A 20,440-nucleotide genomic window follows, 5' to 3' on the forward strand; every position below is an offset into this window, starting at 1 on the left:
ACAGCGCCACCTCGCGGGTACGAGCCTCCCGCGGCGTCCGTCATCGCCGTACCAGCCCGTGCAGGACGTCCGCGAGGAGTCGTGAGGTGGTCTCCCAGGTGGTCAACATGGCACGCCTTTCTTCCGCCGCCGTCCGCAGACGCCGGCGCAGGTCTGGTTCGTCGAGCCAGCGGCGCAGCGCGCCGGCCAGTGCCGCCGGGTCCCCCGGGGGGACCAGCAGGCCTGGCGGTTCGCCGCCGGGGGCCCGGCCGAGGGTTTCCGGCAGTGCGCCGGCGGTGGTGGTGAGCACGGGGACGCCACGTGCGAGCGCCTCGGTGACGACCATGCCGAAGGTCTCCTGCCGGGACGGCAGGACCAGCAGGTCGGCGGAGCCGTACTTGGCGGCGAGCGCGGCGCCTGAACGCGGGCCGGTGAGCACGACACGCCTTTCCAGGCCGAGGCTCGCGATGAGGCCCCGCAGGTGCGCCACGAAGCCGGGGTCCCGGTCGTACGCGCCGACGCAGTGACACGTCCAGGGCCAGTCCGCGAGCGCGCCGAGGGCCCGTACCAGCAGGTCGTGGCCCTTGCGTGGCGTGACGGCCGCGACGCACAGCAACCGTGAGGCGCCGTCGGTGCCACGCGCCGGCGGCGCGGGATCGGTGCCGGGGGGCGCGACGTGCACCTGCGGCAGGCCATGCCGCGCGGCCAGGTCGCGGGCCGCGTGCGGGCTCGTGGCGATCACGGCGGCGGCGGCGCGCAACGTGTCACGTTCCGCGGCGTCCATCGCGGCGGCCACCTCTGGCCGCAGGCCCGTCTCGTCGGCCAGCGGCAGATGCACGAGCACCGCGACCCGCAGCCGCTTGGCCTCCGGCACCACGACCTCCGGCATCGCGCACGCGACCAGGCCGTCGAGCAGCACCACCGTGCCGTCCGGCAGCGCGGCGAGCGAGCGAGCCAGCCCGCCGGGGTCCCCCGGCAGCGGCCACGCGGCCGGCAGCGGGACCTGCCGCACCGTCCAGCCGAGCGCGCCGAGCCCCTGACAGGCCCGCCGGTCGTAGACGTTGCCGCCGCTCGGCACCCGGTCGTCGTCCACGTCGCCGGGCAGCACGACGTGCACCGCCCCGGCGTCCGTCACAGGTCGCGCTCGTAGGAGGCCCAGGCGACATGCGACTCGTGCAGGGTGACCATAAGGCCGGTCAGGCCGCGTGCCTGCTCGCCGAGATACCCGGCCTGGATCCTGGTGGCGAGCCGGTCGGCGATCGTCTGTGCGAGGAACTCCGTGGTGGTGTTCACCCCCGCGAAGTCCGGTTCGTCGTCCAGGTTGCGGTAGTTCAGCGCGGCGAGCACGGCGGACAGCTCACGGGTGGCCAGCCCGATGTCCACCACGATGCCGTCGGAGTCCAGTTCGGGACGACGGAACGTCGCGTCCACGACGAACGTCGCGCCGTGCAGGCGTTGCGCGGGGCCGAACACCTCGCCACGGAAGCTGTGCGCCACCATCAGGTGATCGCGGACGGTGATGCCGAACAAATTCGGTCAACCTCCAGCAGGGTCGTACAGGACGCGGTGGCACAGGCCAGGCATGCCCCCACCGGTCATACGCGCCAGAACGGCGGGCAGTTCATCGAAAGGTGACTCGCCGGTGACCAGCGCGTCATACGCCGGGTCGGCCAGCAGCCGCAGCGCCAGCGCCATGCGCTCGGCGTACGTGCGCCGGCGCGCCGGGGACACCGTGCCGACCTGGCTGGCCCGGATGGTCAGCCGCCGCGAGTGGAACACCTCCCCGAGCGGCACGGCGGGACGGCGGTCGCCGTACCAGCTCAGCTCGATCACCGTGCCTTCCGGGGCCAGCAGCTCCAGCGACCTGGCAAGGCCCGCCTCGCTCGCGCTGGCGTGCACCACCAGGTCACACTCCCCCTCCGCGGCGTCCGGCGTGGCGAATCCCACCCCGAGCGCGTCCGCGACCCCGGCCCTACCGGGGTCCACGTCCACGAGTTGCACACGTGTACCCGGCACACCCGCCAGCAAACGAGCCACGCAACACCCGACCATGCCGGCCCCCACCACCGCGACCCGGTCCCCCACCAGCGGCGCCGCGTCCCACATCGCGTTCACCGCCGTCTCCACCGTCCCCGCGAGGATCGCACGCGCCGCAGGCACGTCCCCCGGCACCGGCGTCACCGCGCTCACCGGCACCACGTACCGTGTCTGATGCGGATAGAGGCAGAACACGACCCGTCCGGGCCACCCCGGCGGTCCCTCCTCGACGACCCCCACATTGAGATACCCGTACTTCACCGGCGCCGGGAACTTCCCGTCCTGGAACGGCGCACGCATCACCTCGTACTGGCTCTCCGGCACGCCACCGCCGAACACCAGCGTCTCCGTACCCCGGCTGACCCCGGAGAACAGGGTACGGACCCGCACGTCATCGTCTCCTGGCGGCGGCACGGCGACCGTCCGGATCTCCCCGGCGCCGGTTTCGCGCAACCAGAAAGCGCGTGCCTCGCGCTCCATGGGCAGTCCTCGGCAATCATGAGTTTCTCGGAAATCACCCAATTTCGGGCAGGTCTCCGGCAATGATATGGGCCACGCCTGGACCGGGGCGTGTGCGACTGGAGGTGCGGATGGCGACACTCGACTGGCGCGACACAAGCATCACGTTCAAGGAACCCGCCATCGGCCTGGCCACCCAGGTGGTCCTCCTAGGCGCTCTCTACATCGCCGTAGGCCTCGGCCCCGCCGCCTGGGTGGCCGGCACCACGTACGCCGTCATCCTCTCCGCCATCCTCACCTACGCGCTCCTCCGCTCCCGCACCCGCACCCTCGGCCCCGCCGGCCTGGTGACGCTGGCCCGCGCCGAACTGGTAGGCGCCGTAACAGCCCTGGTCACCATGTCCTACCTGGGAAACCCCACCCCCGCGGCCCTCCTGGTGACCCTCGCCACCGTGGCCCTGATCCTCGACGCCGTGGACGGCCACGTGGCCCGCCGCACCGGCACCGCGTCCCCCCTAGGCGCACGCTTCGACATGGAAGTGGACGCCTTCCTCATCCTCGTCCTGAGCATCCACCTGGCCGCCACCGCCGGCCCCTGGGTCCTGGCCATCGGCCTGATGCGCTACGCCTTCGTCGCCGCCTCCTGGACAGCCCCCTGGCTCAAATCCCCCCTCCCCCCGAGCATGGCCAGAAAAACCGTGGCGGCCCTCCAAGGCATCCTCCTGGTGACCGCCGCCTCCGAGGTGCTCCCCGCCACAACCCTCCTCCTGGCCACAGCCCTCGCAACCCTCACCTGGTCCTTCACCCGCGACATCCTCTGGCTGTACCGCAACCGTCCGGCGACCCCCTGACCTCTCAGGGAACAGTCACCCGACGCGCCTCACCGCTCGTCCCCCAGCACCGGCTTGACGTCCACCACCGGCGTCCCGTCCAGCGCCTCAAGCCCGCTCACCCGCACCCTCCCCGCCTCCACAGCCAGCACCGTCACCCGATGCACCCCGATCGGATTGGGCCGGTCAGGCGACCGCGTGCTGAAAACCCCCGTAGGCGGCCGCGAAGCGTCCCCCCGAGGCCGCACCACCAGCACATCCCGCTGTCCCCGATCCAGCCACGTCAACAGCAAGACATCGTCCCCCACCCGAAGATCCCGCGCGGCCTCCACCACCTCTGGCGAGAACACCACCCAGGCGTCCGGAGCCCCCTCGTCCCCCTGCCGAGGCGCCTCGGCCCGATCCGCCAACTCCGACTCGACCCACCCCACCGGCCGAACCTCGAACCCCGCACCGTCCACGTCTCCTCCTCCACCGCGCCGACCTCGAACAGACGAATACTGTCGCACGCTGTGCGCCGGTTCGCCGGCCGGATGAGCGGACATCGGAGGCTGGTCGTCAGTCGGAGCCGGCGGCGGACCAGTCGGTGTAGGTGTAGGGGTTGTCGTGGACGGTCACCTTGGGGACCTCGGGGTTCATGCCGGTGGTCCAGGCTTCCTCTCCCATGGTGGTCATCAGGTAGTCGACGGTGTCGCCGACGGCCTGGCGTGCGGGGGTGAGGTCGATGTTCACCAGGTGGTGGTCGTGTTTGACCACGCGGCCGTTCACCAGGACGGTGTGGACGTCGGCGCGCTGGGCCTGGAAGACGACGTGGCCGTAGGGGTTGAGCAAGGGGAACATGGCGGGGTTCTGGTCGTTCTTGATGAGGATGACGTCGGCTTTCCTGCCTGGTTGCAGGCTGCCGGTGACCGAGTCGAGGCCCAGGGCCTTGGCGCCGCCTCTTGTGGCCCAGTCGACGACGTCTTCCGCTCTGAGGACGCAGTGGGTGACGGTCTCGGTTCTGGCGTGGGCTTCGAGGTGTTCTCTTGAGCGGTCGGCGCTGAGGGTGGAGCGCATGGCGGAGAAGAGGTCGCCGCTCCACCAGACGCTGGTGTCCATCGACAGGGACGCGGGGATGCCGTGGCGGCGGAGTCGCCAGCTCGGGGGGTAGCCCTGGCCGGCGCTTTGTTCGCTTTCTGTGGAGATGGATACCGAGCCGCCGGTGGCGGCTATCCGGTTGTAGGAGTCGGGGGTGAGGGTGGCGGCGTGGACGTAGATGGTGGAGGGGGTCATGAAGCCGTGTTCGTGCATCAGGCGGATGCCGTCGTCGTTGGTGGCTCCCCAGACGCCGGCGTGGGTCGTCACGGGGGCTCCTAGGTCGCGGGCCGCTTCGAAGGCGGCTTTCTCCGGGAAGGCGGGGTCGCCGGTCACGTCGAAGGCCAGTTGGAAGCCGAGCATGTCGCCTTTGCCGTGGAGGCGGCGGGTGACGAAGTCGCGGAAGTCCGGGGAGGCGGACCATTCCCACGGAGCGGCCTGGATGTTGCCGTAGGCGAAGACGTGGCGGCCGGGGACGGATTCCAGTGCGTCCAGCGCGGCGTCGGCGTGGTCGATGGTGCGCAGGCCGTGAGACCAGTCGACGAGGGTGGTGACGCCGGCGTCGAGGGCTTCTATGGCGGAGAGCAGGTTGCCGGCGTGGATGTCCTCGGGACGGAAGATCTTGCCCCATTCGAGGTAGTACCAGACGAAGTACTGGGTGAGGGTCCAGTCGGCGCCGTAGCCGCGCATGGCGGTCTGCCAGAGGTGGCGGTGGGTGTCGATCATGCCTGGCATGACGATGCCGCCGGTGGCGTCGATGACGAGCGCGTCGTCCGGAGCGGACAGGTTGTGGCCGACTGCTTCGACGCGTTCGCCGATGACCAGGACGTCGGCGTCGCGCAGGACGGTGTGGCTGTCGTCCATGGTGAGCACGGTGCCGTGGCGGAACAGGACCGGCCTGCCGGGGCCGAGGTTCTCGGGGTCAGGGGTCGTCGCAGCGCTCATGCCGCCCCACGCTCCTCAACGGACATACGTCCGTACAGCGGTCAAGAAATGGTGATGTAACAATGAGGCGGGGGGATTTGTCTGTCAAGGGTCATCTACCCACGTCCTGCCGCCGTGCGGACATCCGGCCGTCGGCGAATTAGAGTCGTACGCGTCCCACCCCCGAGTGAACGAGAGAGCCGCCATGGCGCGCCAGCAGACCGGGCCCGACTTCATCGAGGCGCTCGCGCGTGGGCTCGACGTGATCAGGGCCTTCGAGGCGGGACGGCCGGTGATGTCGCTGACCGAGGTGGCGACGGCGGCGGGGCTCGCGCGGCCTACGGCGCGGCGCATTCTGCTGACGTTGCAGGAGCTCGGGTACGCGCGGGCCGAGCGTGGGGGGTACGCGCTGACGCCTCGTGTGCTGGAGCTCGGGGTCGCGTACGTGCGGTCGATGAGCTTGTGGGAGGTGGCGCGGCCGCACATGGAGCGGCTGGTGGAGCGGACCGGGGAGTCGTCCTCGATCGCGCAGCTCGACGGGTCGGACATCGTGTACGTGGCCCGGGTGGCGGTGCCGAAGATCGTGACGTTGTCGGTGGGGATCGGCACGCGGTTCCCCGCGTTGCAGACGTCGCTCGGCAAGGTGCTGCTGGCGGGGCTGCCGCCGGCGGAGGTGGAGCGGGTGCTCGCCGAGCCGAGCCGGTCGGGGGTCGCGCCGCGCCGCGCGCCGTGCGCGGAGGAGCGGGACGCGGCGCTGCGCGAGGTGCGGGCCCGGGGGTGGGCCATCACCGACCAGGAGCTGGCGCTCGGGATCAGGTCGGTGGCGGCGCCGCTGCGGGACGGGGACGGCCGGGTGGTCGCGGCGCTGAACGTCAACGCGCACGCCGCGGAGACGACGGTCGAGAAGTTGCACGACGAGCACCTGCCGCTGCTGCTCCAGACGGCGGGGGCCATCAGCGCCGACTGGACGCGCCACCAGTCGGTACCGCAGGTCACGATGGGGACGGCCTCCTGAGCCGACCGAGGTGAACGAGGTCCGAGGTGCGCTTGACATCGGTGCGTCGGCGGCAAGAGACTGCCGGAAACGGACTACTGTCCGTCTGGTGGACGAGAGGAAGCGGCAGCCACGATGACCTCCCTCGGCGAGAGCGGTGACGGTACGCCACGCGGGCCCTTGGCGGGGCTGCTTGTGGCGGATTTCTCCAGGGTGCTCGCCGGGCCGTACGCCACGATGCTGCTGGCCGATCTCGGGGCCGAGGTGGTCAAGGTGGAGAGTCCCGGTGGGGACGACACGCGGACCTGGATGCCTCCGGTGCGGGACGGGGTGTCGACGTACTACCTCGGGGTCAATCGCAACAAGCGGTCGATCGCGCTGGATCTGACCGATGCCGCCGATGTGGAGGTGGCGCGGGAGCTGGCGCGGCGTGCGGACATCGTGCTGGAGAACTTCAAGCCTGGCGGGTTGCGCAAGTACGGGCTGGACTACGACACGGTGCGCGAAGGCAACCCCGCCGTGGTGTACGCCTCGATCAGTGGTTTCGGGTCGGGGGACGGTGCGTCCATACCGGGGTACGACCTGATCGTGCAGGCGATGTCCGGCCTGATGAGCCTCACCGGGGATCCCGAGGGGCCGCCGTACCGGGCCGGGATATCGGTGTTCGACGTCATGACCGGCATGCACGCCACCATCGGTGTGCTGGCCGCGCTGCACCACAGGGCCGCGACGGGTGAGGGTCAGCACGTCGAGGTCAATCTGTTCTCGTCGGCGCTGTCGGGGCTGGTCAACCAGACCAGTGCGGTCGCCGCGGGTGGCGTGGTGCCGTTCCGGATGGGGAACGCGCATCCCAGTCTGTTCCCGTACGAGCCGTTGCCGGCCGCCGACGGCGATCTGATCGTCACGGCGGGGAACGACGGCCAGTTCCGCAGGTTGTGCGGGGTGCTCGGGATGCCTGAGCTGGTGGACAACCCGAGGTTCGCGCGCAACCAGGACCGTACGGCCAACCGTGAGGAGCTGCGTCCGCTGCTGGTGGAGCGGCTGCGGACGCGGCCCAAGATGGAGTGGTTCCGCGAGCTGATCGCGGCCGGTGTCCCGTGCGGGCCGATCAACACGGTGGACGCGGGGGTCGCGTTCGGCGAGGAGATCGGTCTCGAACCGGTGGTCGAGGTCGGGGACGGCGACCGCATGGTCCCGTCGATCCGCAACCCGATCCGCTTCTCGGTGACCGAGGCGCGGTACGACCTGCCACCGCCGCGGCTCGGCGAGCACGGCGCGGAGATCAGGGAGTGGCTGGCCGGGCCGGTAGGAGAGACCTCATGAGTGGCGAAGGACTGAGTTTCCCCACGTCCATCGGGACGTCCGACCGGGATTCGATCCGGCTGCTCGGACAGGATCTCGCGGCCGATCTCATGGGGAAGGTCGGGTTCGGTGAGCTGGCGTTCTGGCTGGTGGCGGGACGGCGGCCGACTCCGCGGGAGACGCGGGTGTTCGAGGCCGTGCTGGTGGCGCTGGCCGATCATGGGTTCACGCCGACGGCGGTGGCGGCGCGGCTGACGTATCTCAGTGCGCCTGATTCGGTGCAGGGGGCCCTCGCGGCGGGGCTGCTCGGCGGGGGGTCGCGATTTCTCGGGGTCACCGAGGACTGTGGCCGGTTCCTCGCGGGGGTGCTCGCGGCGCACGACGGGCCGCCTCCGGGGGACGACGAGGGGTACGACGCGCTTGCGCTCAAAGCCGTCACCGAGGCGCGTGCGGCGCGTTCGTTCGTGCCTGGTCTCGGTCATCCTGTGCACAAGGAGCGGGATCCGCGTACGCCGGTGCTGCTGGAGATCGCCGAGCAGGAAGGGCTGCGCGGGCCTCACCTGCGGCTTTTCGAGGCGGTCGGCCGGGTGCATCCGCAGGTGCTCGGCCGTGCGCTGCCGCTGAACGGCGCGGGGGTGTGCGGTGCGGCGCTCGCCGATCTCGGACTGCCGGTGGATCTGCTGCGCGGGTTCGCGCTGCTGGCCCGCGCGGCGGGGCTGCTCGGTCACATCGCGGAGGAACGGCGCCGGCCGATCGGCATGGACGTGTACCTCGCGGTGGACCGCAACGCCGTGTACACCGCCGATCCCGGCACCTCTCCGCACACCGCGTCCTAGACCGGCATCTTTCAGACACCAAGGCCTAGACCGGAACCTCTCCGTACACCACATCCCAGACCGGCACGTCCCCGGCCTTCCGGAGGTCCGATGGCAACACTCGCCGCGGTGATCGCGTCGACGCATCACCCGTTCTACTACAAGGCCAGCACGGCGCCACCCGAGGAACGGCCTCCGTTCGCCGACGAGTGGGTGGCCAAGATCATGGCGTTCCGTGAGACGCTCACGCGTGCGCGGCCCGACGTGCTGGTGATGGTGGGTTCGGACCATTTCCACCAGCTGTGGCTGGACAACATGCCGCAGTTCCTCATCGGCAAGGCGCCGTTCTACGACGCCGGCTACTACAACGAGGAACGTGAGTTCGGCCTGCCGCGCATGCTGCTGCGCGGCCAGGAGGACCTGTCGGCCCACATGTTGCGCGGCGGCATCGACGGGGGGTTCGACCTGGCGTTCAGCAACGAGCTGCGCATCGACCACAGCATCACGTGTCCCATCATCACGCTGCGGCCGGAGGCGGACCTGCCGATCGTGCCGGTGTACACCAACATCTTCGCGCCGCCGTTGCCGCAGCCGAAACGCTTCGTGCAGCTCGGCCGCATGATCCGCGAGCTGGTGGAGTCGTGGCCGAGCGACCTGCGGGTGGCGGTGGTCGGCACCGGTCATCTGTCGCTGGAGCTCGGCGGGCCGCGTCAGTTCGGGCCGCACGGCCCTGATCCGGAGTTCGACCGCAAGGCGGTGGAGTGGATCGCGAGCGGCGACATCGAGGCGAGCCTCGCCGAGGTGACGCTGGACAGCCTGTGGACGCCGGGGAACGCCACGCACGGCTTCATGGACTTCATGCTGATGATGGGGGTCGCGGGTGAGGGGGCCAAGGCCGACCACGTGGACACGCTCGACCTGTTCCACACCATGGAGGCGTACTTCACCTGGTATCCCGCAGGAGCGCCGGAATGAGCAAGTACCTGATCGACAAGTTCCTGTTCACCGTGGACCGCGACCCCGACCTGGTGGAGCGGTACCGCGAGGACCCGCGCGGCACCGTCACCTGGTGGGAGGCCGAACGAGCCAACTCGATCCTGAACTGTCACAGCGGCGAGGCCAGCACGTGGCTGAAGTTCGAGGACGACGAGCGTGAGGCACTGGCCGCGCACGACTACGTCAAGTTGTTCGAGCTCGGCGCACACCCGTTCCTGACGCTGACGCTGTTCATCGCGATGTTCGAGCGCGACTACGACGAGCCGCTCGGTTTCCAGCTCGCGTACGCCGCGCGGCTCGCGCACTTCGACCTGCCGTACCCGGACATCGCCACCTGAAGGAGCCGGCATGCGGGCCGCGTTCATCGAGGAGTGCGGACGGCCGCCGCGGGTCGCCGCGCACCGGGCCGTACGCCGTGACGGGGACGCCGTCGTCGCGGTGACGGCCGCGCCGATCACGCCGCTCGACGTCCTGTGCGCCACCGGCACGTCGTACCTCGGCCGGCCCGCGCTGCCGTACGTGCCGGGTGCGCAGGGGGTCGGCGTCGTCGAGGAGGCCAGGGGGCTCGCTCCCGGCACGCGGGTGTGGTTCCCCACGGACGCCGGGATGCGTCCGGGGGACGGCAGCATGGCCGGCCGGTGCGCGGTGCCGGAGAGCGACCTCGTGGTGCTGCCGGCCGAGGTGGACGACCGGCTGACCGCCGCGCTCGGCCTGTCGGCCGTGGCCGCGTGGGCCGCGCTGACCTGGCGTGCCGGGTTCCGGCGCGGTGAGCAGGTGGTGGTGCTCGGTGCGGGTGGCGTGGTGGGTCAGGTCGCGGCGCAGGCGGCGCGGCTGCTCGGCGCACGGCGGGTGGTCTGCGTGTGCCGTCCCGGGGCCGCCGCGGAACGCGCCACGGCGGCCGGCGCGGACGCCGTGGTGACCCTCGTCCCCGGCGAGGACGCCTCGGCGCTGGCCGAGCGCCTGTCGCGTGAGCTGGACGGCGGCGCCGACGTGGTGGTGGACCCGGTGTTCGGCGTCCCCGCCACGGCCGCCGCACGGCTGCTCGCGCCGCACGGCCGGCTGGTCAACCTCGGCGGCTCCGCCGGGGACGGCGCGACGTTCGAGTCCTCCGTGCTGCGCGGCAGAGCCGCCGCCGTGCTCGGCTACACCAACAACGACCTGACGGCGGCACGCAAAGGCGAGGTGCTGCGCGAGGTCCTCACCCACGCCGCCGCCGGCCGGCTGCGGGTGGCGTTCGAGGCCGTACCGCTCGACGACGTCGCCGACGCCTGGTCACGGCAGGCGCGCGGCGAGGCGGAAAGCCGCCTGGTCGTCGTCCCCTGACGGCGAGCGCGGCGGCCCCCGGTGGCGCCGGCGCTCCCCGGTCCTCACGGAAGCCGCGTGACCGTGTCGCGCCTGCGGCGCAGGAAGCCCCGCTCGGCGGTGTTGGCGGTGAGGGTCATCGCGGTGTCGTAGGCCCGCGCCGCCTCCTCCGCGCGGCCGAGGCGGCGCAGCAGGTCGGCACGCACGGCGTGCCACACGTGGTAGCCGTCGAGACCGAGCCCTTCGGTGACCGCCAGGCCCGCGGCCGGGCCGTCCACCTCCGCCACCGCGACCGCGCGGTTGAGCGCCACCACCGGGGTCGGGGTCAGGGACAGCAGCAGGTCGTACAGCCGCAGGATCTGATCCCAGTCGGTGGCCGCGGCGATCGGCGCGTCGGCGTGCACCGCGTTGATCGCGGCCTGCACCTGGTACGGCCCCGGCCGGTCGCGCCGCAGGCACCGGCGCACCAGGTCCTGGCCTTCGGCGACGAGCGCGCCGTCCCACCGGGCCCGGTCCTGCTCGGCGAGCGGCACGAGCGCGCCGTCCGGGCCGGTGCGCGCGGCACGGCGCGCCTCGACGAGCAGCATGAGGGCCAGCAGCCCGAGCGCCTCCGGTTCGTCCGGCATCAGTTCCACCAGCACCCTGCCGAGCCGCACGGCCTCCGCGCACAGCTCGGCCCGGGTGAGGTCGTCACCGGAACCGGCCACGTACCCCTCGTTGAAGATCAGGTAGATGACGGCGAGCACGGCGCGCAGCCGGTCAGGCAGGTCGGCCTCCGCCGGCACGCGGTACGGGATGCGCGCGTCGCGGATCTTGGCTTTGGCGCGGACCAGGCGCTGCGCCATGGTCGGCTCAGGCACGAGGAAGGCCCGCGCGATCTGCGCGGTGGTGAGCCCGCCGAGCAGGCGGAGCGTCAGCGCCACCCTGGCCGCGGGTGCGAGCGCGGGGTGACAGCAGGTGAAGATCAGCCGGAGCCGGTCGTCGCGCACGGGGCCCTCCTCCAGCGGTTCCTCCCCGGCGTGCAGCAGCGCGGCCTCGGCGTGCCGGTCGTCGCGGGTCGCCTCGCGGCGCAGCCGGTCGATCGCGCGGTTGCGTGCCGTGGTGATGATCCAGCCGGCCGGGCTCGGCGGGGTGCCGGTGGCCGGCCAGGTGCGCAGGGCCGTCGCGAAGGCGTCCTGGACCGCCTCCTCGGCGAGGTGGATGTCGCCGAGGACGCGGACCAGGACGGCCACCGCGCGGCCGTACTCGGCGCGGAAGACCCGGCCGATCTCGGAGGTGACCTCCACTCAGCCGCCGGCGCGCAGCATGGGCCGTACCTCGACCGGCAGCAGGCCGATCGCCTCGGTCAGCCTGCGACCCCAGGCGAGGGCCTCGTCCAGGTCGGCCGCCTGGATGACCGTGAAGCCGCCGATGTGCTCCTTGCCTTCGGTGTACGGCCCGTCGGTCATCAGCACCTCGCCTTCCTCGGGCCGCAGCACGGTGGCGGTGCCGGGGTCGTGCAGCGCGGCGGTGAAGACCCAGACGCCGGCGTCCTTCATCTCGGCGTTCAGCGTGTCCAGCCGCCGCATGACGGGGCCGAGCACCTCGGGGCCGGGGGCCGGGCCGTCGGGCTGGTAGATGGTGAGCATGTAGTACTGCGTGTCCACGTTCCCTCCACGGGTGCGAGGTGTGTCTTCACCTCCTACACGAACGGGAGACGGCCGCATCGACAGCCGCGCGGCGGAAATCTATCGCGCCACGCCTTCCAGATAGTGGGCCAGTGCGGCCAGGGTGGGGAGACGGTACAGCGTGGCGAGCGGTATCGGACGGCCGAGCCAGCCGGTCAGCTCGGTGTGCAGTTCGGCCAGCACCAGGGAGTCCAGGCCGTGCTCGTCGATGGGACGGTCGGGGTCAACCTCACGAGCGGGACAGTTGAGGTGCCCGGCCACGTGGGACACCAGCCACGCGCTGATCTCGTCGGCGGACGGATGGGACGCCACGGCCGCCGCCTGATCGACCGGAGAGACCCGCGCCGCCGGCGAGCAGACCTGTCCGTCAAGCGGCTCGGACGCCGCCGGGCCGTCCGCCTCGGCGACGATGTCCTGCTCGGCCCGCAGGTCCCGTATGACGCAGTCGACGGTGACGTTCCTGTCGTGCCCGGCCCCCATCTCCCACCGGATGCCGTCCCCCCGGACCTCTCCCGGGGTCCTGGCGGGGTCGTGGCCGGTGACGGGCTTCTGCCGTCCGGGGCCGCCGGTGAACGGTTGCGCCGCCGGCCGCTCCTGCGGGGTGAAGAAACGGCGGACCAGGTCGCGCGCGTACGCGATGTTCGTCTCGATCAGCTCGGCCGCGACCAGGCTGCCGGCGTGGTAGGTGTGCTCGGCCCCCTGCGACCGCTCGATCCTGTCCATGATCCCGGACGCGAGGTCGGCGGGGCCGAAGTGCGGCATGTAGTCCCAGCGGCACACCTGGAGCACCTCGTCGACGCGGCCGTTGAGCCGTTCCATGCTCTCCGCCGTGAGGACCGCCGGCGCGTCGTCGTCCATGCCTTCGGCGCCGTAGCAGTAACAGGTGCAGACGTCCTGGTCGGGATACCTGCTGTGGTAGGCGCTGAGGCCCCGCGCCGGGCCGGGGAACATGTAGAAGCCGTGCCGCGGGACGCCGGAGACGCGGCACACGACCGTGCGGAAGTCGATCGTGCGGATCCGCGCGGCGACGTCGCGTTCCAGGTCGGTGGGTCGCAGCAGGTGGAGCACGCGGTCGAGTGCCACGGTGAGCAGCAGGTCGTCGGCCTCGACGGGTCCTGAGCCGGCGATGTTCACGGTGACGCCGTCCGGCCGGCGTTCGATCGACTCGATCCGCACACCGGTCCGCACGTCGGACAGCTCCTCGGCGACCCGTCGCCACAGCCTGGCGAAGCCGCCTTTGATCGTGAAGGTGCCTGAGCGGCGGTGCAGGGAGCGGTTCACCGGGATCAGGCCGGTGTGCTCGGCGAACTTGAGGAAGTACAGCGCCGGCATCTCGTCGAGCGAGCCGTATCCGCAGCTGGTGTAGCCGACGCCGAGTGCCGTCGCGAGGCCGGTGACGCCGAGTTCGTTCAGCAGCTCGGACGTGGGACGGGCCAGCGCGGCGGCGCTGTGCGCGAGGCCGGGCCTCGCCACCTCGGGGAAGAACTCCGCGCGCAGATGGTGGTAGCGGCTGATCACCTCAGGCGGCGGCAGCGGCATGGGTTCCACGTGGCAGTTCGGGATGTCGTACACGAACGCCGGTGTGGTGGGCTCGGTCTCGACGCCGAGTTCGCAGGCCAGGCTGAGCAGTTCGGTGTACCGGGTCGTGCAGATGTGCGCGCCGAGGTCGTACACCCGGCCGTCGATCCGCACCGAGGCGGACTTGCCCGCGACCTCGTCCGCGCTCTCCAGCACCACGACCCGGTGGCCGAGGCGTTCCAGCTCACGGGCCGCGGTGAGACCGCTCGGCCCCGCGCCGACCACGCACACCGTGCGCCGTTCCTGTGCCCCCTCCGCCGCGGGCTCGCGCACCGTGACGGGGGTGTGGCGCGGACGTCCATCGGTGAGGCCGGAACGCGCCTCGTGGGCCGGGCCGTAGACGAGGGCCCGCAGATGGTTGATGGAGGCGGGCTCGTACGGGGTGCGGGCGAGCGCGATGCCGAGGCCTTCCGGGGCCACGGCGGGGTCGAACAGCAACTGCTCGGCGGTGACGCCGTCCAGCAGGCCGTGGAAGCGCAGCGTCGCGAGGGTCCGGTACGCGTACCGGTGCGGAAGCCACGGAAGTGACGCGTCGAGCGCGGACCGGTTGGCGTCCGCGTCGTCCCCCAGCGGGTGGCGTTGCGCCTGGAGCAGCAGCGTGAAGCCGCCTTCGGCGACCCTGGACCGCAGATCGTTCCACAGCAGCGACGGCGGCCGGTCGTCCGCCGGGTCGCGTTCCAAGGAGTCAGGCGGGGCCGGCGGGAAGCGGCGGCCGTGCGGGTCGTGGAACCCGACGTCCATGGCGTGCTCGGAGATCACGACCCGGTACCGGATCAGTTCGGGGCCCTCGCCGGTCACGTGCAGGCGCGGCGCCTTGGAGTAGTAGTGGTAGGCCGCGTACGACACCGGCTCGCGCACGCCGTCCCACACGGCGTCCCGCATGCCGGGGAACTCCCTGGCCAGTTCCTCGCGCGCCTCGTCGCCGCCGACCATGTAGCGGGTGTACGCCGCGGCGTGCGGCACGAACAGCAGCCGGCCGGTGCTCATGGTGAGGTTGAACGGCGACCGCGACGGGTCGTGCGGGGCCTGCGGGTCGAGGAGCATCAGCGACATGCCGCGTGTGTCCGGCGCGACGTCGTCGGAGGACGCCGAGTTGCTGAACCGCGTGTACACCGGGTAAGTGCCGGTGAGGAACGGGTGCGGCGACGCGCCTGGCGTGAATTCGATCTCCCCCTGGACGCCGACCGCGTCCGCGTACATGACGCGGCGTCCCGTGATCCGGCTGTGCCTGATCGCCGCGCCGTACCGGCCGATCAGCCGGCCGAACTCCTCGTCCACCGCATGCAGTTCCGGGTCGCCGGGGCCGGTCGACCCGCGCACCCCCGGTGCAACGTCCCGGCCCGCCATCAGGTGTCACGCTCCTCGGGGGTCACCGGCCAGACGGCGGCCTCGCCTTTCAGGTACGCCTCGCGGCAGGCGGAGCGGCGGATCTTCCCGCTGGTGGTCTTGAGCACCAGCCCGCGTGGGCCGAGCACGACCTCGGCGGCGACGCCGTGGTCACGGCTCACCACGCCGCGGACGGCGCGGGTGATCTCGGCGGCCTCCTCGAGGGACGGCGCGTCGCCGTTGGTCTCGGCGAACACGACGATCCGTTCCCCGGCGGCCTCGTCCCGCGGGGCCGGCACCGAGAACGCGGCCACGCCGCCGGGACGGATCACCGGGTGCGCGTCGCGCAGGCTGTCCTCGATGTCCTGCGGGTAGTGGTTGTGGCCCCTGATGATGATGAGGTCCTTGTAGCGGCCGGTGACGAACAGTTCGCCGTCGTGGACGAACCCGAGGTCGCCGGTGCGCAGGTACCGCCGCGGGTCGCCGTCGGCCACCACGGCGCGGAACGTCGCCTCGGTCTCCTCAGGCAGGCCCCAGTACCCGCGGGCCTTCGTGACGGAGTCCACCCAGATCTCGCCGACCTCCTCCGGGCCGCACGGCTCCATGGTGCGGGGGTCGACGATCCGCAGCCGTGCGCCTGGCTTGGTCACCCACCCGCAGGCGTGGTACGCCACCGCCGGACGGCCGTCGTCGTCCGCCAGCGGCACGGCCTTCCCCTTCTCGATCGCCTCGGCGTCCACCCGAAGCGGCCCGCTGCCTCCCATGGTGATGCTCAAGGTGTGCTCGGCCATGCCGTACGTCGGGTAGAAGGCCCGCGGCGGGAACCCGGAGGGGGTGAACGCCTCCAGGAACCGGCTGACGGTGCCGGGCCGGATCAGTTCGCCTGACGAGCCGACGACCCGCAGCGACCGCAGATCCAGCCGCGCGCGCCGTTCTGGGGTGGTCTTGCGGACGACCAGGTCGAACGCGAAGTTCGGCGCCGCGGTGTGCGTGGCGCGCACCCGTGAGATCACCTCCAGCCACAGCGCGGGATCACGCAGGAAGGTCAGCGGCGACATGACGTAGGTGCGCGAGGAGAACCCGACGACGGTGTCGAGCAGGAAGCTGACCAGCCCGAGATCGTGGAAGTGCGGCACCCACGTCACCGCGACGGTGTCGTCGCCGAGGCCGAGGTCGCGCGCGATGGCGATCAGCTCGTGGTGGATGTTGCGGTGGCTGACCACCACCCCTTTGGGGGTCCCGGTGGACCCGGAGGTGTACTGCAGGAACACCGGCTCGTCGAGGTCCGCCGGCTCGTACCACCGGCCGAACACCTCGTCGGTGGCGGCCTCGGCCGCGGTTCCCGGGTGGGTGGACACCCAGGGGACGGCGGGCCACCGGCTGTCCGGTGTGACGAGCGAGCGGTAGTCGTCGTGGGTGAGCAGGGCCGCCGCTGCGGAACCCGCGACCACGGCGGACAGGACCTCGGCGTCGTATCCCGGCCGGAACGGGTTCGGCGGCGCCACCGGGACCGGTACGACGCCTGCGGCGAGGCAGCCGAGGAACGCGCTCACGAAGTCCAGCGACGGCAGGTACAGCAGCACCGCGCGGTCACCCTGCCGCAGCCCGTGATCGAGCAGCAGGCCGCGGATCCGCTCGGTCTCGGCCACCAGGCCCGTGACGTCGAGCGAGCCGGCGTCCCGTCCTGCCTCGTCGACGTACACCAGGAGCACCCGCCGGGGGACCCGCTCGTACAGCGCGCGCAACGCCGCGAGCAGCGTCCACTCCCCTGGTGGCATCCCCGGCACCACCCCTGCCGCCTGACTTCTCGCCATCCCCCCGGAAGCGGTCACCGGCTACGTCCCCCTCAGTCAGCCCCCTGATGAATCGGACATTTAGCTACATACTTCCATACACCTCCGAGGCGGCCACTCCGAGGTGGGAGGCTCCGGCACGACTCCGCGCCGGCCCCCTGACATCAGGGGCCGGCGCGGAGCGGCGCGTCAGCCCGCGTCGAGACGCGACAGCTCCTCCGGGGAGAGCCGCAGGTCGGCGGCCTTGGCCGAGTCCTGGATGGTCTCGGGACGCGAGGAGCCGGGGATGGGGATGACCACGGGGGCCTTGGCCAGCATCCAGGCCAGGCAGACCTGCTGGGGACTGACACCGTGGTCGCGGGCCACCTCGGTGAAGGCGGCGAAACGGTCGCCGAGGTCGCCGGCCCGCGTGATGCCGCCGAGCGGGCTCCACGGCAGGAACGCGATGTCCATCTCGGCGCACAGCTCCAGCTCGGGCTCGCTGGACCGGAAGGCCGGCGAGAACTGGTTCTGCACGCTCACCAGACGGCCGCCGAGGATCTCGTTCGCGAGGCGGATCTGCTCGGGGTTCGCGTTGGAGATGCCGGCGAAGCGGATCTTCCCGGCGTCCAGCAGGTCCCTGATCGCCCCCACCGAGTCGGCGTACGGGACCTTGGGGTCGGGCCGGTGGAACTGGTACAGGCCGATCGTCTCCACGCCGAGGCGCTTGAGCGAGGCGTCGCAGGCCTGCTTGAGGTAGTCCGGCGAGCCGTTCAACGTCCAGGAGCCGTCCCCGGGACGCAGGTGGCCGCCTTTGGTGGCGACCAGCACACCGGAGGTGTCCTCGCCGTACTGGGCCAGCGCCTGCGCGATCAGCACCTCGTTGTGGCCGATGTCGTCGGAGTACAGGTGATAGGCGTCCGCGGTGTCGATCAGGGTGATCCCCGAGTCGAGCGCCGCGTGGATCGTCCGGATCGACCGCGTCTCGTCCGGTCGTCCCTCGATGGACATCGGCATACCGCCGAGTCCGATCGCCCCCACCTGCACGTCACCGATACGGCGTGTCTGCATGACGAATCCTCCTCAAAGCCATCATCAGAAGCCACCCATAACCAGCGAACAGGTCCTTACGCCACCAGCGCCGGGTTTGTTCTTTTTTCACCCTAAGCGGGTGGGGAGCGCACGCCGCACGGGCCCCTCGGCCAGGAGGAGGCGGTGGGGAACGTGCAAGCGATGTGCAAGCGAAGCCGCGCAGAATGCGGCGTGAGGAGGCGGCGGACGCGCGCGGCGGCGACTGCCGAAAGCATAAGATATTACCAGTGGTGACGATACGGTTACTTCGCACTCCGGAACGGTTTCCCGTGGTTACGGTGGCCTTCGTTCACCGGCCGTGGCCTGCCGGCGACGGGGCCGGTGACCGCGAACGGGTGAGGGGTGTATGTATCCGGAGCAGGGGCCTGGCAGGTTATCCCCGAAGCGGGGGCGGCGGGAGCAGTTGATCCTGGCGGGCAAGTTCGTCGTCGGCGCGATCACGTTCGCGATCACCGTGGTGGCGTTCTACTTCGCGCTCGTCGACCGGCCGGCCAAGCCCACCGTCGAGGAGTGGAAGGCCAAGGCCGGCGCGGCCTGCGAGCGCAACTTCGGCAGCGCGCAGGTGTCGCTGCACACGGCGCTCCTGCAGGTGGCGCCGCTGGTCAAGTCGCCGCCGCCGGCGGGTAAGCAGGACCCCGCGCTCACCAACGTGCTCCACTCGATCGACCAGATCGCCTCGGCGTTCCGCGTCCTGAACGCCGACATCCGGGAGATCCCGGTGCCTGAGGAGGCCAGCAAGGCCGACATCGACGCGTTGCTCTCCGCCAACCAGGACGTGGCGGCCACGTTCAGCGCCATCTCCACGACGCTCGTCAACTACCAGGTGGGGCAGGTCAGCACCGGCGACCTGCAGAAGACCACCTCGACGATGCAGAAGCTGACCGCCACCACACTGCCCTCGTGGATCGCCGGCGCGCGGCGGCTCGGCCTCACCCCGTGCCTCGTGATCATGGGAGGCGACCTGCCGTCCACCCCGTCGTCCGCGCCTCCGGCGACCCCGGCCCCGCCGAGCGCCGAGCCGACCCCCGAGCCGACGCCGTCCCCCTCGGGTACCGGCCTCACCGAGCCGGAGCAGGCGCTGGTCGCGATGCTGAGCACCAACGTCATGATCGACTGTGACCCGGCGCGTGACGAGGAGACCGACGAGATCGTCGCGGCGGTCAACTGCACCGCCGCGCGCAACGGCCCGTCCAAACGGCCGCTGGTGATGCGGTTCGCCGACAAGGACGCCTTGAACAGGTGGATCCGCACGCGTTCGGTGGGCCTGCCGGACCGCGGCTGCGGCAACGGCGACTCCACCGGCGACTGGCAGCACGACAAGGTCGACGTCGGCATCCTCACCTGCAAGCCCGGCAACGACGACAACTACCTGGCGTTGTGGACGTTCCCCGACGACAACATCGGCGTCATCGCCGAGGCCGCCGACCGCAAGACCATCTGGAAGTGGTGGACCAAGAACGCCTACCTCGTGACGCGTCCCGTCCCGTCCCCCACCGCCTTCTCCCCCGCCGAGCAGGCCCTGGTCGGCCGGTTGAAGACCAGCGTCCTGAAGAGCTGCGACCCGCGGCCCGACGAGGAGAACGACGGCGTGATCGCCGCCGTCAACTGCACCGCCACCCGCACCGGCCCGGCCAAGCGTCCCCTGGTGATGCGATTCTCCTCCGACGACTCCCTGAAGACCTGGCTCGACGGCCACACCAAGGGCCTGTCCGACGCGGGCTGCAGCAACGGCGACTCCGCCGCGGCCTGGAACCACGAAGGCACCGTCAAGGGCACGCTCGTCTGCAAGCCCGGTGACGACGACAACTACCTGGCCATCTGGACCTTCGACTCCGAGCGCATCGCCGTCATCGCCGAGGCCGCCGATCGTGGGACCATCCGCGCCTGGTGGGCCAAGAACGCCAACCTGATCGTCGGCTGACCCGCGCGGCCCGGTCGTCCCGGTTGCCACCGGCCCTTCCCCGGCCCCGCCGGGGAAGGGCCGGACTTTCCGGATAGTTTCGAAACACCGGGCTTCCGCACCCGACCTGATGGCGCGCTGGCCGGCTGTGGCGAACCGGTTGTCCGAAAGTCGCCGAAATACCGCGGTGTCCGGTTTCAGGGCCGGTACGGTGCTGAGGAGCGACGACACCACTCACGCGGCGGTCGGGAGGCGCGTGACCTTGACGCCGGAGAGCCGTCGTTCTACCTTGGCAACAGACCTCTGAAGTTTCGGATATTTTCCGAAACTTTCAAGCCCTTTTCTGTCTGCTGAGGAGTCCGCCGGTGGCGCGTGTCGACCTGGAACGTTCAC

At 71.2% G+C, this 20,440-nt stretch carries 18 protein-coding genes; 8 read left to right on the forward strand and 10 right to left on the reverse strand.

Annotated elements, in window-relative coordinates; all coding sequences use genetic code 11:
- Nucleotides 1–40: 40 nt before the first annotated feature.
- From BJ992_RS25265 to BJ992_RS25275, 3 genes are read right to left on the reverse strand one after another with little or no spacing between them, the layout of a single operon-like run.
- On the reverse strand, nucleotides 41–1,114 hold the full coding sequence (locus BJ992_RS25265) for a glycosyltransferase family 4 protein (protein WP_343072846.1): 1,074 nt from the start codon (nucleotides 1,112–1,114) through the stop codon (nucleotides 41–43).
- Nucleotides 1,111–1,509, reverse strand: a complete 399-nt coding sequence (locus BJ992_RS25270) for a 6-pyruvoyl trahydropterin synthase family protein (RefSeq protein WP_184985116.1) — start codon at nucleotides 1,507–1,509, stop codon at nucleotides 1,111–1,113. The genes BJ992_RS25265 and BJ992_RS25270 overlap by 4 nt, the downstream gene beginning before the upstream one ends.
- Before the next feature lie 6 nt (nucleotides 1,510–1,515).
- Nucleotides 1,516–2,496: a zinc-dependent alcohol dehydrogenase gene (locus BJ992_RS25275; protein WP_184985118.1), complete on the reverse strand. Its 981-nt coding sequence runs from the start codon at nucleotides 2,494–2,496 to the stop codon at nucleotides 1,516–1,518.
- 110 nt (nucleotides 2,497–2,606) lie between these two features.
- Between BJ992_RS25275 and BJ992_RS25280 the strand changes: the two genes are divergently transcribed.
- A complete protein-coding gene (locus tag BJ992_RS25280; protein WP_184985120.1) occupies nucleotides 2,607–3,326 on the forward strand; it encodes a CDP-alcohol phosphatidyltransferase family protein in 720 nt (239 codons plus the stop codon).
- A 29-nt stretch (nucleotides 3,327–3,355) separates the two neighbouring features.
- Here the strand turns inward: BJ992_RS25280 and tsaA are convergent, their stop codons facing one another.
- Both tsaA and BJ992_RS25290 read right to left on the reverse strand, forming a co-directional pair.
- Nucleotides 3,356–3,766, reverse strand: a complete 411-nt coding sequence (gene tsaA, locus BJ992_RS25285; RefSeq protein WP_343072847.1) for a tRNA (N6-threonylcarbamoyladenosine(37)-N6)-methyltransferase TrmO — start codon at nucleotides 3,764–3,766, stop codon at nucleotides 3,356–3,358.
- 97 nt (nucleotides 3,767–3,863) lie between these two features.
- Complete coding sequence (locus tag BJ992_RS25290) at nucleotides 3,864–5,324, reverse strand: amidohydrolase family protein (protein ID WP_184985124.1); 1,461 nt, start codon at nucleotides 5,322–5,324, stop codon at nucleotides 3,864–3,866.
- Between the two features lie 166 nt (nucleotides 5,325–5,490).
- Between BJ992_RS25290 and BJ992_RS25295 the strand changes: the two genes are divergently transcribed.
- The 6 genes from BJ992_RS25295 to BJ992_RS25320 all read left to right on the forward strand — a co-directional run bounded on the left by BJ992_RS25295 (nucleotide 5,491) and on the right by BJ992_RS25320 (nucleotide 10,733).
- Entirely contained in the window at nucleotides 5,491–6,318 is an 828-nt protein-coding gene (locus BJ992_RS25295; protein WP_343072848.1) for an IclR family transcriptional regulator domain-containing protein, read from the forward strand.
- A gap of 114 nt (nucleotides 6,319–6,432) precedes the next feature.
- The gene (locus BJ992_RS25300) at nucleotides 6,433–7,620 is read left to right on the forward strand and encodes a CaiB/BaiF CoA transferase family protein (protein WP_184985126.1); all 1,188 of its coding nucleotides are present in this window, start codon (nucleotides 6,433–6,435) and stop codon (nucleotides 7,618–7,620) included.
- On the forward strand, nucleotides 7,617–8,435 hold the full coding sequence (locus tag BJ992_RS25305; RefSeq protein WP_184985128.1) for a citryl-CoA lyase: 819 nt from the start codon (nucleotides 7,617–7,619) through the stop codon (nucleotides 8,433–8,435). Before BJ992_RS25300 ends, BJ992_RS25305 begins: the two co-directional genes overlap by 4 nt.
- A 90-nt stretch (nucleotides 8,436–8,525) precedes the next feature.
- Nucleotides 8,526–9,389, forward strand: coding sequence for a DODA-type extradiol aromatic ring-opening family dioxygenase (locus BJ992_RS25310; protein WP_184985130.1), 864 nt, complete (start codon nucleotides 8,526–8,528; stop codon nucleotides 9,387–9,389).
- Nucleotides 9,386–9,748, forward strand: coding sequence for a hypothetical protein (locus BJ992_RS25315; RefSeq protein ID WP_184985132.1), 363 nt, complete (start codon nucleotides 9,386–9,388; stop codon nucleotides 9,746–9,748). Before BJ992_RS25310 ends, BJ992_RS25315 begins: the two co-directional genes overlap by 4 nt.
- A 10-nt stretch (nucleotides 9,749–9,758) precedes the next feature.
- The gene (locus BJ992_RS25320) at nucleotides 9,759–10,733 is read left to right on the forward strand and encodes a zinc-binding dehydrogenase (protein WP_184985134.1); all 975 of its coding nucleotides are present in this window, start codon (nucleotides 9,759–9,761) and stop codon (nucleotides 10,731–10,733) included.
- 44 nt (nucleotides 10,734–10,777) lie between these two features.
- Here BJ992_RS25320 and BJ992_RS25325 read toward each other — a convergent pair whose 3' ends face one another.
- The 5 genes from BJ992_RS25325 to BJ992_RS25345 all read right to left on the reverse strand — a co-directional run bounded on the left by BJ992_RS25325 (nucleotide 10,778) and on the right by BJ992_RS25345 (nucleotide 18,126).
- Nucleotides 10,778–11,998: a sigma-70 family RNA polymerase sigma factor gene (locus tag BJ992_RS25325; protein WP_184985136.1), complete on the reverse strand. Its 1,221-nt coding sequence runs from the start codon at nucleotides 11,996–11,998 to the stop codon at nucleotides 10,778–10,780.
- Nucleotides 11,999–12,358 (reverse strand): YciI family protein, encoded by a 360-nt coding sequence (locus BJ992_RS25330; RefSeq protein ID WP_343072849.1) that lies wholly within the window; start codon nucleotides 12,356–12,358, stop codon nucleotides 11,999–12,001. It abuts the gene before it with no gap.
- 81 nt (nucleotides 12,359–12,439) lie between these two features.
- Nucleotides 12,440–15,304: an FAD-dependent oxidoreductase gene (locus tag BJ992_RS25335; RefSeq protein WP_184985140.1), complete on the reverse strand. Its 2,865-nt coding sequence runs from the start codon at nucleotides 15,302–15,304 to the stop codon at nucleotides 12,440–12,442.
- Nucleotides 15,304–17,061: a fatty acyl-AMP ligase gene (locus BJ992_RS25340; protein ID WP_184985142.1), complete on the reverse strand. Its 1,758-nt coding sequence runs from the start codon at nucleotides 17,059–17,061 to the stop codon at nucleotides 15,304–15,306. The genes BJ992_RS25335 and BJ992_RS25340 overlap by 1 nt, the downstream gene beginning before the upstream one ends.
- 204 nt (nucleotides 17,062–17,265) lie before the next feature.
- Nucleotides 17,266–18,126 (reverse strand): aldo/keto reductase, encoded by an 861-nt coding sequence (locus BJ992_RS25345; protein WP_184985144.1) that lies wholly within the window; start codon nucleotides 18,124–18,126, stop codon nucleotides 17,266–17,268.
- Nucleotides 18,127–18,550: 424 nt separating this feature from the next.
- Here BJ992_RS25345 and BJ992_RS25350 point away from each other — a divergent pair, with 424 nt between their 5' ends.
- Nucleotides 18,551–20,068 (forward strand): alpha/beta hydrolase family protein, encoded by a 1,518-nt coding sequence (locus tag BJ992_RS25350; RefSeq protein WP_184985146.1) that lies wholly within the window; start codon nucleotides 18,551–18,553, stop codon nucleotides 20,066–20,068.
- Nucleotides 20,069–20,440: the final 372 nt, after the last annotated feature.

Source organism: Sphaerisporangium rubeum (assembly GCF_014207705.1).
GTDB lineage: Bacteria > Actinomycetota > Actinomycetes > Streptosporangiales > Streptosporangiaceae > Sphaerisporangium > Sphaerisporangium rubeum.

Excerpts from the sequence above, each read along its gene's own strand:
- BJ992_RS25290 (WP_184985124.1), bottom strand. The coding sequence starts at position 5,324 with ATGAGCGCTGCGACGACCCCTGACCCCGAGAACCTCGGCCCCGGCAGG.
- BJ992_RS25310 (WP_184985130.1), top strand. The coding sequence starts at position 8,526 with ATGGCAACACTCGCCGCGGTGATCGCGTCGACGCATCACCCGTTCTAC.
- BJ992_RS25300 (WP_184985126.1), top strand. The coding sequence starts at position 6,433 with ATGACCTCCCTCGGCGAGAGCGGTGACGGTACGCCACGCGGGCCCTTG.
- BJ992_RS25320 (WP_184985134.1), top strand. The coding sequence starts at position 9,759 with ATGCGGGCCGCGTTCATCGAGGAGTGCGGACGGCCGCCGCGGGTCGCC.
- BJ992_RS25345 (WP_184985144.1), bottom strand. The coding sequence starts at position 18,126 with ATGCAGACACGCCGTATCGGTGACGTGCAGGTGGGGGCGATCGGACTC.
- BJ992_RS25335 (WP_184985140.1), bottom strand. The coding sequence starts at position 15,304 with ATGGCGGGCCGGGACGTTGCACCGGGGGTGCGCGGGTCGACCGGCCCC.
- BJ992_RS25305 (WP_184985128.1), top strand. The coding sequence starts at position 7,617 with ATGAGTGGCGAAGGACTGAGTTTCCCCACGTCCATCGGGACGTCCGAC.
- BJ992_RS25280 (WP_184985120.1), top strand. The coding sequence starts at position 2,607 with ATGGCGACACTCGACTGGCGCGACACAAGCATCACGTTCAAGGAACCC.
- BJ992_RS25315 (WP_184985132.1), top strand. The coding sequence starts at position 9,386 with ATGAGCAAGTACCTGATCGACAAGTTCCTGTTCACCGTGGACCGCGAC.
- BJ992_RS25275 (WP_184985118.1), bottom strand. The coding sequence starts at position 2,496 with ATGGAGCGCGAGGCACGCGCTTTCTGGTTGCGCGAAACCGGCGCCGGG.
- BJ992_RS25340 (WP_184985142.1), bottom strand. The coding sequence starts at position 17,061 with ATGCCACCAGGGGAGTGGACGCTGCTCGCGGCGTTGCGCGCGCTGTAC.